The sequence below is a fragment of the Paraburkholderia bonniea genome, from assembly GCF_009455625.1.
Taxonomy (GTDB): Bacteria; Pseudomonadota; Gammaproteobacteria; order Burkholderiales; family Burkholderiaceae; genus Paraburkholderia; species Paraburkholderia bonniea.
In genome coordinates this window covers 1,049,242-1,063,507 of record NZ_QPEQ01000001.1, presented here as the reverse complement: position 1 = coordinate 1,063,507, position 14,266 = coordinate 1,049,242, and the positions used below count along the sequence as shown (strand labels likewise).

The window sequence follows — 14,266 nt, the reverse complement described above, 5'->3', positions numbered from 1 at the left end:
GCCACCTTCGTTTTACTTCGCCGGAATACCCCGCTCTGACATCTGCACCGTTTGGCCCGCTTTGCCGTGCCAGGGGATGTCTTTGCGCGGAAAAAATATGAACCAAATTTACGCACCCCGAGTATCTAGCCGGGACCCCTTGCCCCGGTTACGCAAAAAGCCCATGTACGTCGCTGCGGCCGCCGCACTAGCCCAGATGGCACTCTCCGCTGGCGCAACTGAAATCACGCCACCAGCCGCTCAACCGGCCCTGCCGGTCTCTGGCAGCCGGCCGGTCTTCGAGAATTCAATGCTGTGGGGCAACAGCGCTAGCCTGATCGGAAACGATCAGCTTCAGTTGGCAGGCGGCGTCGTGTCCGGCACTTACTCCGTCGACATCTATCTGAACCAGATATTCGTCTCACGGGAACAGGTCAAATTTGAGGAAACCGGTGCCACAAAGCAGGTTACGCCTTGCCTGACGGCCGAGCTTCTGACTCGGCTCGGCATCAGCACAGGCAACCCGGCTGAAGGTGCCAGCACGAGCCAGTGCATCGATCTGGCTCACGACATTCCGCAAGCCAATGTTGCATTCGACGCTGGCGAGTTGCGTCTCGATCTCAGCGTGCCACAGGCTTCGCTCAGGCGCGATCCGCAAGGCTATGTCGATCCCAGCCAATGGGACAACGGCGTACCCGCGGCCTACGCGAACTACGATTTCAATATGTACCGCACCTCGGGAGCAGACCTTCCGAACACGAGTACCTATCTCAACCTGAACGCCGGAGCGAACCTCGGCGCGTGGCGTTTCCAGTACCTTGGCACCGGGCAGACCAATTCCGCACTGCACAGCCGTAGCTGGCAAACCACCAATGCGTACCTGCAGCGGAATTTCCCGCAAATGAGCTCGCAAATACGCGTGGGCAAGGTGAACACCACCGGACGATATTTTGATTCGGTTGGCATCATCGGCGCGAGCGCCGCGACCGATGACCGGATGCTGCCCGATTCGCAACGCGGCTACGCGCCGATCATTCAAGGTATTGCTGACAGCAATGCGCGCATCACCGTCAAGCAAAACGGCAATATCGTCTACGAGACCACGGTCGCACCTGGCCCGTTCAAGCTCGACGACCTGTATTCAACCGGCTATTCCGGCAATCTTGAAGTCCTCATCACCGAAGCCGACGGCCGCACCAAAACGATGATCGTGCCGTACTCGTATGCGCCAAATGCGCTACGGGCAGGCACCACCTACTACAGCGCGAACATCGGCCAGGTGAACGACAACGGCCTGAGCAGCACCCAGCGTCCGATGCTGTTTGAGGCCACGGTGCAGCACGGTATCAATAACCTCCTGACCGGTTACACCGGCGTAGCAGGCACTGAGTTCTATCTGGCAGGGCTGGCCGGACTCGCGCTCAATACACGGATAGGCGCATTCAGCTTCGACGTGACCTATGCGCAAACGAAGTTCAAATACGCACCCAGCTCAGCAGGCGCAAGCTACCGAATCCAGTACAGCAGTTTCGTCGAACCCACCGGCACCAGCTTCTCGCTGGCGACTTACCACTATTCGACCAACGGCTACTACAACCTGCGGGATGCGATCTCTGCCCAGGATCTGTCGAAAGGCGGGATTTTTATCGAGCGGCAACGCAGCCAGGCGCAGGCAACCATCAATCAGGACCTGAAGACCTACGGCCAGTTGTTTACGACGGTGGCAGTGTCCAACTACTGGAATCGCCCAGGGATCAGCACGCAGTATCAGGTGGGGTACTCGAAGACGTTCCGTAGTGCGTCGCTGCAACTGACGGCCGCGCGCACCAGCACCAGCTATGGCGCCAAAGACAACCAGATTTCGGCCAGTCTGACGCTCCCGCTCGGCCGCCAGGCCCAGGCACCACGGCTGATGCTTAGCGGAACGAATAGCTCCAGCGGATCCAGCTCGGCAATGGCCACGCTGAACGGCTCGTTCGGTGACGACAGCCGTCTGTCATACGGCTTAACCACCACCTACAGCGGTGCCTCGCCCCAGGCGAGCAGCAATGCATCACTCTCGGGCAATGCGGCTTATCGCGGTTCGTTTGGCGAAGTGCGCGCCTCCGGCAGCAAGAGCCGTGGCTACGACCAGCTGTCGGCCAACGTCACTGGCTCGATCATCGCGCATTCAGGCGGCGTCACGTTTGGGCAGAGCTTTTACGAGAGCGCCGCGATCATCTATGCCCCAGGCGCAGCAGGCGCGAAGGTGCCATACGCCAGCGGGGTACGGATCAACGACAGCGGCTATGCGGTGCTGCCGTACCTCACGCCATACCGGATGAATTCGATCGAGCTCGACCCGAAAGGTCTGGACGACGACGTCGAATTCAAAAATACGCGGGTGAACATCGCTCCCACAGCAGGCGCGATCGTGAAAGCGCAATTCGACACACTGCAGGGGCGCGCCGCGATGCTGCATGTGACCGACGAGGCCGGCAAGCCGGTGCCCTTCGCCGCTCAGGTGCTTGATGAAAAAGGCACACAGATCGGCGTCGCGGGCCAGGGTGGCAATGTATTCGTGCGCGGCATAGCGGACTCCGGCGTGCTGACAGTCAAGTGGGGGAAGGCGATATCCCAGGCATGCCGGGCGCAATACAACCTGCCGCAGGTTGAGAAAAAGCAGAAAGGCAAGCGCCGCACTGGATATGCAAGGGTCGAAGCGAGTTGTTCAACGGCAGGCACGATGGCCGCAACAGGGACGAGTGGCACAGATGCCGCGATCATCCGCAGCGCCGCACCAGCGCTGGAAGGAATTCCGCAGGCGAAGCTCGACGCACGCCACAAGAATGCCATTCAACTGGTGGACGAAGCGGGCCAGCCGATGCAAGCCGCAGCCCGAGTGTTCGACGATCAAGGCAAGCAGATCGGCATCACAAACAGCGACGGCAGCGTGTCGCTGCAGCATGCTGCAAGCACAGGTGTGTTGAAAATCCAGTGGGGCTCGGACAAATCGCAATCCTGCTATGCGCATTACCAGCAACCGCACAGTGCACAGCAACCAGGCAGCCAAATCATGTATGCGCAGGTCACGGCCCTGTGTTCAAGGCTGGGGGCCTAAATAAATGCAGTAACACGCAATTTAAGTGGTTAGTACTGGCATCTGGCCAGCATGCAACGATCATCGTCAGACCTACCACACGAGCGGACATCCGCTTGGTTGACGAGATAGAAACTGATTTTTGTGGAGAAATGAAATGAATAGTCCAAGCGCAAAGTATGTCGGCAAATGGATGAAATGGGCGGCAGCGGCCGTTGTCTCAGGGGTTTCGCTGCTAGGCGTAAGCCAGGCGCATGCTGGGGTCACGTGTCACGGCATCGGCCCAGGAGATATCTCCTTCAATGCGAATCTGTCGAAAGTGGATCCACGGTTGCCCGTCGGCAGCGCAATCGGCAGCTGGCAGACAGCCACCAGCGGCGGAATATGGTGGAGCTGCATAAAGAACAGCACACCGGACAGCATAGTCAATATGAACATGGGGGTGCTTTTTCGTCCAATAGCCGGCCTTAAAGACGCAGGAATAACGGTCATGCACGGCAAAAGCACCTACACCGTTTTCGAGACGGGACATCCAGGGCTCGGAATTGCGGTTGGCGTACACCCACTCGTCCCGGGCTGCACAGATTCTGCCGTGAGCTATTGGGATCTTGGCGGCAAGTCCGGTGGTACGAAAGTACCAAACAGCACCGGCTGGAAAACAGGATCTATTTGCCGCACTAGTCGTAACACTGGCGGTGAGGTCTATGTGCTCTTTGTCAAAACAGGCGCAATCAGGACTGGACAGGTGGCGCGTCGCACTATTGCCCAGATAGGCGGCCTCCTGCTAGACGACGGTGTTAGGCCCATAAAGACCCTGTACTCACCTGACTCTCTCCCTAAAGTCACTGTTTCGATCACCGCTACCCCCATCACCCTGACAGGCTGCAACGTCACCGTACCGAACCTCGCCGTTCCGATGGGTGCGCAAAGCGCGAGTTCAATGGCGTCGGTCGGCTCAACTGGCAAGGCAACACCCTTTACGCTGAACTTCACCAATTGCCCGGCCGGCCTGACAAAGCTCAGTTATCAGCTCAACGCGCCAGGCAAAGTCCTCGACGCAGCAAAGGGCATCGTCAACCTGAGCGATGGTTCCACCGCATCAGGAGTAGCAGTAAAACTCATGACCAGCTCAGGCGGAACACTCGTACTCGATACTGACCAGACCATCGCCAGCTACAACTCCAGTGTCGGCGGCAACGTCGCCGTCAACCTGCAAGCGGCTTATTACCGGACGGGCACGATCAAGGCAGGTTCAGCAAACGCAGTCGTGACCTTTACGCTGGGCTATCTGTGAGCGCGGCACGCTCAACCTCCGTGGCCTGTTGTTAACAGAATGCGTCCGCACCCTGCATGGGCGCGGACGCATCGAGCGCTAGTCATGCAGTACCCAGCCCGCTTGTGGCTACTTTGTGACCACCGCTTATGACCCAATTTGCCCGCCCACCGCCAGCATGGCGGACCGGGCCAGATCCCAGGTCAAAGCCAGCGAATCATCCCCTGCTGCAAGCCTTCGCCATGGCGAAGGCAACATTGGCTGACAGCAACACCGATGCCCACCACCACGCACCATCCGGGCCAGGAATCGGCGCGCGGCTCCGTTAAAAAACCTTCACCGCATACCATCCCGCTCGCTGCGACAGCGCGGCCGACCTGAATCCCCAACCAGACTAACTAGTGCAACCCCCGCCTCACTCCACGTTGAAGCCTGATCCAATCCCAAGCCACCCATCATGCTAACCAGCAATCCATGCGTGACAGCGATCACCTGGAACCTGGTTCACCAGCCTTGCGACCTTGATACACATGCCGCATACATTGAATAAAGCGCTATAACGCAAACCACATTTCGGCCCGAATAATTGTTACGTTTTGTTTAAATCAATTTGATATAAGAGTGACTGTGCGGTTAATGCAACAAAGCAAAAAACTCCTCGCATCGCACTAGCGCAAAGCACGAGACACGATTGATAATCGCTCCACACTGGAGAAAGATCATGGATGCAAAACGCGCGAAAATCCCGTCACCCGACAAAGTACTCAGCCCTGACCCAGAGCCGATTGGCGTGGAGTTTATGGGGGCAGAACTGCCCGAGCACGTGCGCGCGTTTTTTGATGAACTACGTAATTCGCCGGGGCAAAAATAACGCCTCATGCGTTATTTATTTATATCTCTGCTGCCATCAGATAAATCAGGCTAATTTGTCAGTTTCATGACAAATTAGCCTTTTTGCGTGCGTTGCTAATTCAGTATCTGCTTATTCATTTAGATTTAAACCCGCGCTGGGCATCATCCACCAGCCATACCAGTAGCAGAGCACAGCACAGCACTTGTGCCTGCCTGCTTTTCTCCCTAGGTCTTGCTTCCAATGAAATCACGCTTTCGTCCCGGCGCTTGCCGCGCCATGGTGCTCTTCGCCGTCATCGCACTCTGCCCGGCGGCTCATGCGAGCAGCGACGATACGGCACTAACCAGCTTGATCGCATTGGTCTCCCAGCGTCTCGCGCTCGCGGAACCCGTCGCGCGCCTGAAGTGGGCCAGCCAGCAACCAGTCAACGAACCACAGCGCACAGCCAGCTTGCTCGCCGAGGTAAACCGGCGCGCCAAAGCAAACAATGTCGATCCCGCTTTTGCCCGCGAATTCTTCCAGGATCAGATCGAAGCGAATCACTCGCTGCAGCAAGCTTTATTCAATACATGGCGCAGCACACCGCCACAAGAGGCTCCCGCGCCAGCGTCCTCTGCTCGCACCCAGGCTCAGCTAGAACAGCTCACTTCACCTCTGCTTGTCAGCCTCAGCCGCCTGCAAGGCCTGCGCGCCACGGCGGATTGCCCATCACGAGTCGCCGCTGGCATCGCTAACTGGAAGTCGCTCACGCGCTATGACACGCGTTACACCGAAGCCCTCAGCCAGGCACTCAGCCACGTGTGCCAAACAGGCGGTGTTGGAGCCATCGGTTAATCACGCACCGGCTGGCGCAGCCAGCGGTGTCACCTGCAAGCCGCGCGCCAGATGCGCTTGCAAAATCCGGTAGATCTGCACATCGACGCTGCCGGCCGGGCTCTGTTCCAGCAAAGCCCTCGCCTGCTCAAGTGAAGCCGCATGCCCGAGGTAGCGCCAGCCCTCAATCACATGAAACACCGGCTCAGGTGCGCCGGTGCTGCGCTCATCCCGCTCGGCAAACACCACTGCCCCGTCAAACGGCCAAGGCGTGCTGGCCACCTCGCGTTTGCTGGCACGGGGCTGGCGATTGTGGCCTGGCCGCAGCGTCGCAATCCACTGCGCTTCGGCCAGCAGCGCCCCCAACTCACCCCCTGTCGCCCGCCACTCAACCCGCCGAACCTGCGCCACCAGCCGCATTTCTTTGGCCGAACGCCGCTCGCCACTCAAATGCGTGCGCACGCGCTGACGCAGCCGGACGCTGCGCCCAACATACAGCGGCACATCCTCTTCGCCATAAAACACATACACGCCACAACCGGTGGGCACAGTTTCAAGCAACGCCTCGGTGATATCGCCAGCCAGACGAAACCGCCGCATCGTGCGCTCGATTTGTCCACGCAAGAGCTCAAGCGGAACCAGTTCATGCAGTCGCTGCCAAAATTGCCAGAGCAAATCGGCATCGGCCAGCGCGCGATGGCGATCAGTGGGCACCAACGTATGCCGCTCAACGAGCGCGTCCAGCCCATGACGCTTTTCAGCCGGAAACAACGCACGCGACAACCGCACGGTACACAGCACATCCGGGTTAAACGAGAACCCCGCCCGGCGAAACGCGCTTTGCAAAAAGCCGCGATCAAAGCTCGCGTTATGCGCGATAAACAGCTTGCCCTCCAACCGCTCAAACAACGCCGGAGCGATGGCTTCGAAGGTTGGCGCACCCACGACCATTTCATCAGTAATGCCAGTCAATTGCTGGATAAACGGTGGAATCGGTTGCTGTGGGTCAAGCAGCGTGCTCCAGCGAGATACACCGTGGGGTCCAAGCTCGACCACACCCACTTCGGTAATACGGTCCTCGCTGGCTGACCCACCCGTGGTTTCAAGATCGACAAAGACAATCGGCGTATCAATTGCCGCAACCTGCAAAAGCTGTTCAGACATGGGATAGAAGACGTGGGTGAAGCATGATCGGAAAGGCGGCCAGTATGCACCAGTTGATCTCCAGAGAACCTGGCACGCTAAAGCCAACCTTGCACAGCACGTGTTCGGCAACCAGATGGAGCCGCAAGGCAAGCGGTGAGCTCGCCCCGCCATACACGCTCTAAGCGATTCGAAACGGAAATAAAAAAACCCTCGATCAACGAGGGTTTTTGTGTGTTGCGGCTAATTGCCTAGCCGCAAAACCTGGCTTTTATAGCGGCTGGATATTCGCGGCCTGCTTGCCTTTCGGCCCCGCTTTAATTTCGAAAGAAACGCGTTGGCTTTCTTTAAGCGACTTGAAACCTTCTGTGCGAATTTCAGAAAAATGTGCGAACAGATCGTCACCACCCGCATCCGATGTAATAAAGCCAAAGCCTTTAGCATCGTTGAACCATTTGACGATACCAGTTTCCATAATGCAGTTTCCCTCGAAATTAAATTAAAACGGGCAGTACCCTGATGCTGACCACGGAACGCCCTTCTGTTACCGGAAGGACATGGCATTTGCTTGTGTGCCATGCCTGTCCGGCAAGATAACGCTGAGTTGTTATACGGGGAAGGTTCTGCGGCCGTCAAGAAAATTTTTTAACCGCTCAAGCTCGCTACAGCAGCGCAGGCCACGCGGATTAAGGCGCAAACGCAGTAGCCTCCAGATATAGTGAGCTTGCTAAAAAATTCCATTTCAGGCATGGCCGCTTTTATGCATTCAGTTCAAAGTGAATCCGAAACTGGCAATCAAAGCCCGTCAGATTTCTACGCTCTTCGATTTCTTCGTTTAACCAGGCGTATTTTTAATCAGCATTTCTACTGATTGCTTCTATAGTGCTACGCGAAATTATTAAACGCCAGTCAATGCGATAGCCAATGCAATATGACACGCCATCGTCTCCATCGAATTTCGACCCATTTTTGCCTGGCTAACCCGTGCCGAACCAAACGTCACAGGCAACCAATCATGGGCAAAAGCGGCTGGCTTCAGCAACAAGCGCACCCCGTTACGTTATGGAAGACGAACTGACGCTCCCGCCAGACACACCCTCCGCGCTCGGGACAACGTATCGCCCCACCTGTCTGTCCAAAAAAAAGCGCGACTGAAAAGTCGCGCCGATAAGGCTTGGAGATCTTTTTCTGAATGAAAAAGCCTGCGAGTCACCGCAGAGCCCGCAGTATAAAGTTCTGCCCTAACCGGATAAACCGCCCAATTCGCAACCGTCTATTCCGCATAGGGCAACAATCTTTTCATGCTTTCCCCTATTGCCACCCCATTTCTGCCAGTGTAGCAAGCGCACAACGCCAGACGGTTGACATGTCTAAAAATTACAACGAAAAAAATAAATATCCTTATATATCAACAGTTTAAACACAACATTTGGAAATCACGTATCTCGAAATACTTTATTGCGGAAATCGGAAGGTCTGTTTGAGTAGCCCGTCACTACACTCTGCCTGTCCGGAAACGAACGCATTGCAGTTACACGCGTTGTCACGCAAATTCGCTGACTGATTGAGCGCCTGCGTGATGGTTTCCCCCAAGCCTGAGTTTTTAGGCTCTTCCCTGCTCTCGGAGTTACAAAGATGAAAAAGACACTTCTGGTCGCAGCCCTGACGGGCGTTTTTGCTACAGCAGCTCACGCACAAAGCAGCGTCACGCTGTATGGCCTGATCGACGCTGGCATCACTTACACAAACAACCAAGGTGGTCATTCAAACTGGCAAGCGACAAGCGGCCAGGTCAATGGCAGCCGTTGGGGCCTGCGTGGTGCAGAAGACCTGGGTGGTGGTTTGAAGGCTGTGTTCGTTTTGGAAAACGGCTTCTCGATCCAGAACGGTAACCTTGGACAAAACAGCCGCGAATTCGGCCGTCAAGCTTACGTTGGTCTGTCGAGCAATGAATTCGGCACCGTATCGCTGGGTCGTCAGTACGACAGCGTAGTTGACTATCTGGGCCCTCTGGCACTGACAGGCACACAATACGGCGGCACGCAGTTCGCTCACCCGTTTGACAACGACAACCTGAACAACTCGTTCCGCATCAACAACTCGGTCAAGTTCCAGAGCGCAAACTACTCGGGCTTCCGCTTTGGTGCCCAGTATGGTTTCTCGAACGAAGCAGGCGGCTTTGCCAACAACCGTTCGTACAGCGCTGGTGCATCGTATAACTACGGTGGCCTGAACATCGCTGCTGCTTACCTGCAACTGAACAACAGCTTCGCACCGGGCGCAACAACCATTTCGAACACAGGCGGCGCAGTAGCTGGCGACAACACGTTCACGGCTGCCCGTCAGCAAACGTGGGGTGCAGGCCTGAGCTACGCGTTCGGCCCGGCAACCGCTGGCATCATTTACACACAAACCAACCTGTCGCAATTGGTAGGCATCGGTGCCAGCGCATCGGGCATCGCTGGTGGCGTTGGCCTGGTGAACGACAGCGCTCACTTCCAAAACTTTGAAGTTAATGGCCGCTATGCCATTACACCGGCAGTCAGCGTCGCTGGTTCGTACACTTACACGCAAGCCAGCCTCGCAGGCGTGCGTCCTAAGTGGAACCAGTTCAATCTGCAAACCGCTTACTCGCTGTCGAAGCGCACTGACATCTACCTGCAAGGTGAATATCAGCGCGTGAACGAAGGCTCGGGCCTGGTTGCCAACATCAATGGCCTGGGTGCTGCATCATCGAGCAACAGCCAGATCGCTGTGACGGCAGGCCTGCGTCACCGCTTCTAAGCCAGTTAGCTGTTTAGCACACGGACTACGTTACCTGTAACGTAGTCCGGCGTTTGAAGGCCCCGCACTTGTATCAAGTGCGGGGCCTTGTTCGTTGTGGTTTTCGTTGTGGCCGCAGATCAGCTCATACGCTTGTGGCCTGGGACGATCATGGGACGCTAGCCGCTCATACTCCGCGATTCAGTGTCGGGAGGGAGGAGATACCCGTGATCAGCAAAGAAACTGTTAGCCGCTTAAGCGATGAGGAATGGGACAAGATCAAACACCTTTTGCCTGCACCCGATGCACGCAAAAGCATTGGGCGGCCCATCATCAGTTCCCGTGCAGTACTGGACGCAATCTACTGGATCGAAGAAAGTGGTGATCGCTGGATTTATCTCCCGCCGCATTTCCCGCCGCAGCAAACCTGCTACACGAAATATCTGAAATGGAAACGCGAAGGAATTCTCCAGCAGATTCATGCGCTGCTTGGCCGCAGTAAATAAGCACTCGCTGCTGTCACCATGTGCTGTATGTCTTAACGCCTATGTCTCCTGGTGGCGTCTTTAAGCGTTTAAGTCTTTAGGCGTTTAAATCAGGCAGCCGTATCCGGCGCGGGATATCTCACTTCAAGCACCTCGATCAACTGCTGGCCAGCAGGGGTATGCAATATCACCTGCTCGCCAATCCGTGCCTTCAATAACGCACGTGCGACGGGAGAGATCCAGCTCACGCGCCCATGCTCAAGGTCGATCTCATCGACGCCCACGATGTTCACGGTATGCAGCGCACCATCAGGCGTTGCGTAATCCACGCTCGCGCCAAAAAACACCTGATCGACATTCTCCTGGCGGCTGCTGTCCACCACCTCCGCCAGATCAAGACGTTTCGTCAAAAAACGAATGCGCCGGTCAATCTCGCGCAAGCGACGCTTGCCGTAGATGTAATCGCCATTTTCGGAGCGGTCTCCATTCGATGCCGCCCACGACACAAGCCGCACCACTTCGGGCCGCGCCTCATCAATCAAATGGAGTAATTCATCGCGCAAACGACGATAGCCCGCAGGCGTAATGTAGTTTTTCGCGCCCGCCGGCATCTCCGGCTGAGCGGCATCCAGGCCGTCGTCACTCTCTTCGTTCGACTCTTTGACAAAAGCTTTATTCATCGTGATTCAGCACCGTCATGCATCCTTGCTGGGCAAAGGAACACGATGCAGCAATTTGCCTTTTCGTGCTTCCCTTTTTTATCAAGTTTGCTATAATCTCGTTTCTGCGTGCGGCTGTAGCTCAGTTGGATAGAGTACTTGGCTACGAACCAAGGGGTCGTGGGTTCGAATCCTGCCAGCCGCACCACTTATTCAAGTGGCCTTCCTCCGGGAAGGCCATTTTGTTTCAATCGATTTCGTTTCAGATATTTTTGTTGTACCCGTCGTTTTCACGCACATCGCTTTCGCGTGCGGCTGTAGCTCAGTTGGATAGAGTACTTGGCTACGAACCAAGGGGTCGTGGGTTCGAATCCTGCCAGCCGCACCACCTATAAAGGCCTTTCAGAAGTTTTCTGAAAGGCCTTTTGTTTTTGGCGTACGTAAGCGCCTCGTCTACTCCGGTTGCCCCCCGCACCGCGCAACAGCAACACCCCGGCCAGATCATCACTCTCGGCCCCCACCCTCAGTAATCGCCCCGCTCACGGTCAATCCGCATCCCGCCATCCTGGCGCTGATGCGCCTCGTCACTTGGCCGCTCACGGGCAATGCGCATCACATCCGGATTGGTCCGCACACGCCGCATCACATTCGCCAGATGCACCCGCTCACCCACCTGGATGATGAAACGCAAAATGGTCGATTCTTGCGACAGGTCTTCATCCATCGCAATGTGGACGATATTCGCGTCCGCCGACGTGATATCTGCGGCCACCCGGGCAAACACGCCCTTGGTATTTTTAACCAGCACTTTCACTGCGACTTCAAACAGCCGCCCCGGCTGCGGTGCCCATGCCACGTCGATCCAGCGTCCCGGATCACGCCGGTGAATCCGCTGCGCTACACGGCAGTCTGTCGTATGAATCGCCATGCCGAGGCCAATGCCGATGTAACCCATGATGTCGTCGCCAGGAATCGGACGGCAACACGCTGATAGCTGCACCGACATACCTTCGGTGCCGGTAATGACTACCGGTGGCACTGGTGACACATACGCGGCATCGCCTCGTGCGGCATCATCATCCGCGTCGCGGCCACTCATCAGGACTTCGATGCGTTTGGCCATCACCGCCGCCACCCGGCGGCCGAGGCCAATATCCGCAAAAATTTCCTGGCTATTTTTGTTGCCAGTCCACTGCACCAGCTTGTCCCAGACTTCCGGCGTCACATCCGCAAGCGCCAGCCCATAGCCCTTCAGTGTCTGGTCGACCAGCCGCTCACCCAGTTGCACCGACTCGTTGAGCCGCATCGTCTTCAGGTAGTGGCGAATCGCCGAACGCGCCTTGCCCGTGCGGACAAAACCTAGCCACGCTGGATTCGGTTTCGAATAAGGCGCGGTAATCACCTCGACGATATCGCCGCTTTTCAGCTCCGTGCGCAACGGCAGCAATTCGTTATTGATCTTCACCGCAACGCACTGGTTGCCTAGATCGCTGTGAATCGAGTACGCGAAATCCAGCGCGGTCGCCCCGCGTGGCAACGCCATGATTCGGGATTTCGGCGTGAACACATAGACCGCATCCGGGAACAGATCAATCTTGACGTGTTCGAGAAACTCGCTCGAATCCCCTGCTTCGCTCTGAATATCAAGCAACGACTTGAGCCACTGATGCGCACGTTTTTGCACGTCGTTCAAATCCGCGCTGCCGTTCTTGTACAGCCAGTGCGCCGCGACTCCGGCTTCCGCGATCTCATGCATCTTGCGCGTGCGCACCTGAAACTCAATCGGTGCACCAAATGGCCCAACCAGCGTCGTGTGCAAAGACTGATAGCCATTCATCTTCGGAATGGCGATGTAGTCTTTGAACTTGCCCGGCACTGGCTTATAGAGCGCATGCAACGCGCCCACACAGGTGTAGCACTCAAGCGCGTTTTCCACCACCACGCGAAAACCGTACACATCCAGCACCTGGGAAAATGACAACTGCTTGTCACGCATCTTCTTGTAAATGCTGAAGATGGTTTTCTCGCGGCCTGTGACTTCGGCATTGAGCTTGGCATCTGCAATCGCCCGCTGCACTGACTCAAGAATCTTGCCGACCACTTCACGCCGGTTGCCACGCGCCGCCTTTACGGCTTTTTCGAGCGTGGCATAGCGGTGCGGATTGAAGTTAGCCAGGCTCAGGTCCTGCAATTCACGATAGGTATTGTTCAGACCCAGGCGATGCGCAATCGGCGCATAGATATCGAGCGTCTCGCGCGCGACGCGGCGGCGCTTTTCGGGCGGCACAGCACCCAGCGTGCGCATGTTGTGCAAGCGATCGGCCAGCTTGACGATAATCACCCGCACATCACGTGCCATCGCCAGCAACATCTTGCGGAAGTTTTCTGCCTGCGCTTCCTCGCGGCTGCGAAACTCCATCTTGTCGAGCTTGGACAGGCCATCCACCAGTTCCGCGACTTTTGCCCCAAAACGCTCAGCAAGTTCAGTCTTGCTCACGCCCTGGTCTTCCATCACGTCATGCAGCAGCGCCGCCATTAACGACTGGGCGTCGAGCTTCCAGCTGGCGCAGATTTCCGCCACGGCAACAGGATGGGTGATGTAGGGTTCGCCGCTCTGGCGATACTGCCCAAGATGGGCTTCGTCGCTGAAATGAAACGCCGCCTTGATCTCCTTGACCTCTTCTGGCGACAGATAGCCAGCGAGCGTGGAAGTCAGTGGCGCAAGCGAAACGACGTCGTGCCGGCGCGGCTGCTCCGGCGTCGCGGTTGGCCCGAACAAATGGCGAAACGATTGTTCAAGAACCGCATCAATGTATTTGCGTGCCGACGAGGCAGACGAAGAAGAGCCCGTTGCAGGCTCCGCTTCGGTAGACGAGGGCGATGGGGTAGTGCTCATGATCGCCTCCGCTTCGGGTGGGTTGCCGGTCTGCACGCGGGAATAACAGGAATAACGACGAGAATAAAAAAATAGCCTGCCCGGAGAGAGCAGGCTAAGCGCGCCCTAAACGGGCACTTTCTTCAGCATTTCAACGCCGATCAGCGAGGCTGCGATTTCGCGCAGCGCAACGACTGTTGGCTTGTCACGGCTGTCGATTTTTGGCGTATGGCCCTGGGCAAGCTGACGTGCGCGATAAGTTGCTGCGAGCGCCAGTTCGAAGCGATTCGGGATCTGTTCAAGACAGTCTTCGACGGTAATGCGAGCCATGTTGGAAATTCCTT

The 14,266-nt window shown here is 56.6% G+C and carries 12 protein-coding genes and 2 tRNA genes; 8 read left to right on the top strand and 6 right to left on the bottom strand.

The annotated features are described in order from the left end of the window. Positions 1 to 163: 163 nt before the first annotated feature. Positions 164 to 3,079: a fimbria/pilus outer membrane usher protein gene (locus GH656_RS04645; protein WP_174769694.1), complete on the top strand. Its 2,916-nt coding sequence runs from the start codon at positions 164 to 166 to the stop codon at positions 3,077 to 3,079. Between the two features lie 249 nt (positions 3,080 to 3,328). On the opposite strand, the gene GH656_RS17725 is transcribed toward GH656_RS04645, so the two are convergent. Continuing rightward, on the bottom strand, positions 3,329 to 3,550 hold the full coding sequence (locus tag GH656_RS17725; protein WP_174769693.1) for a hypothetical protein: 222 nt from the start codon (positions 3,548 to 3,550) through the stop codon (positions 3,329 to 3,331). On the opposite strand from GH656_RS17725, the gene GH656_RS04640 reads away from it, so the two are divergent. The 3 genes from GH656_RS04640 to GH656_RS04635 all read left to right on the top strand — a co-directional run bounded on the left by GH656_RS04640 (position 3,549) and on the right by GH656_RS04635 (position 6,018). Then, positions 3,549 to 4,352 carry a fimbrial protein gene (locus tag GH656_RS04640; protein ID WP_174769692.1) on the top strand — a complete coding sequence of 268 codons (804 nt, stop codon included), beginning with the start codon at positions 3,549 to 3,551 and terminating at the stop codon, positions 4,350 to 4,352. The two genes, GH656_RS17725 and GH656_RS04640, sit on opposite strands and share 2 nt — an antisense overlap. A 700-nt stretch (positions 4,353 to 5,052) precedes the next feature. Further along, positions 5,053 to 5,202 (top strand): hypothetical protein, encoded by a 150-nt coding sequence (locus GH656_RS17720; protein WP_174769691.1) that lies wholly within the window; start codon positions 5,053 to 5,055, stop codon positions 5,200 to 5,202. 222 nt (positions 5,203 to 5,424) lie between these two features. Beyond that, a complete protein-coding gene (locus tag GH656_RS04635) occupies positions 5,425 to 6,018 on the top strand; it encodes a chorismate mutase (RefSeq protein WP_153074803.1) in 594 nt (197 codons plus the stop codon). Here GH656_RS04635 and GH656_RS04630 read toward each other — a convergent pair whose 3' ends face one another. Further along, positions 6,019 to 7,161, bottom strand: coding sequence for an exonuclease domain-containing protein (locus tag GH656_RS04630; protein ID WP_153074802.1), 1,143 nt, complete (start codon positions 7,159 to 7,161; stop codon positions 6,019 to 6,021). Between the two features lie 250 nt (positions 7,162 to 7,411). Further along, a complete protein-coding gene (locus GH656_RS04625; RefSeq protein ID WP_153074801.1) occupies positions 7,412 to 7,615 on the bottom strand; it encodes a cold-shock protein in 204 nt (67 codons plus the stop codon). 1,160 nt (positions 7,616 to 8,775) lie between these two features. Here GH656_RS04625 and GH656_RS04620 point away from each other — a divergent pair. Both GH656_RS04620 and GH656_RS17715 read left to right on the top strand, forming a co-directional pair. After that, the gene (locus tag GH656_RS04620) at positions 8,776 to 9,924 is read left to right on the top strand and encodes a porin (protein ID WP_153074800.1); all 1,149 of its coding nucleotides are present in this window, start codon (positions 8,776 to 8,778) and stop codon (positions 9,922 to 9,924) included. A gap of 206 nt (positions 9,925 to 10,130) precedes the next feature. Further along, a complete protein-coding gene (locus GH656_RS17715; RefSeq protein ID WP_174769690.1) occupies positions 10,131 to 10,409 on the top strand; it encodes a transposase in 279 nt (92 codons plus the stop codon). An 89-nt stretch (positions 10,410 to 10,498) separates the two neighbouring features. On the opposite strand, the gene greB is transcribed toward GH656_RS17715, so the two are convergent. Next, positions 10,499 to 11,068: a transcription elongation factor GreB gene (greB, locus tag GH656_RS04610; RefSeq protein ID WP_153074798.1), complete on the bottom strand. Its 570-nt coding sequence runs from the start codon at positions 11,066 to 11,068 to the stop codon at positions 10,499 to 10,501. Between the two features lie 110 nt (positions 11,069 to 11,178). On the opposite strand from greB, the gene GH656_RS04605 reads away from it, so the two are divergent. Then, positions 11,179 to 11,255 (top strand) — tRNA-Arg (locus tag GH656_RS04605). A 103-nt stretch (positions 11,256 to 11,358) separates the two neighbouring features. Then, positions 11,359 to 11,435, top strand: a tRNA-Arg gene (locus tag GH656_RS04600). 135 nt (positions 11,436 to 11,570) lie between these two features. Here GH656_RS04600 and GH656_RS04595 read toward each other — a convergent pair. Further along, complete coding sequence (locus GH656_RS04595) at positions 11,571 to 13,943, bottom strand: RelA/SpoT family protein (protein WP_153074797.1); 2,373 nt, start codon at positions 13,941 to 13,943, stop codon at positions 11,571 to 11,573. A gap of 105 nt (positions 13,944 to 14,048) precedes the next feature. Beyond that, the gene (gene rpoZ / locus GH656_RS04590; protein ID WP_153074796.1) at positions 14,049 to 14,252 is read right to left on the bottom strand and encodes a DNA-directed RNA polymerase subunit omega; all 204 of its coding nucleotides are present in this window, start codon (positions 14,250 to 14,252) and stop codon (positions 14,049 to 14,051) included. Positions 14,253 to 14,266 lie beyond the last annotated feature (14 nt).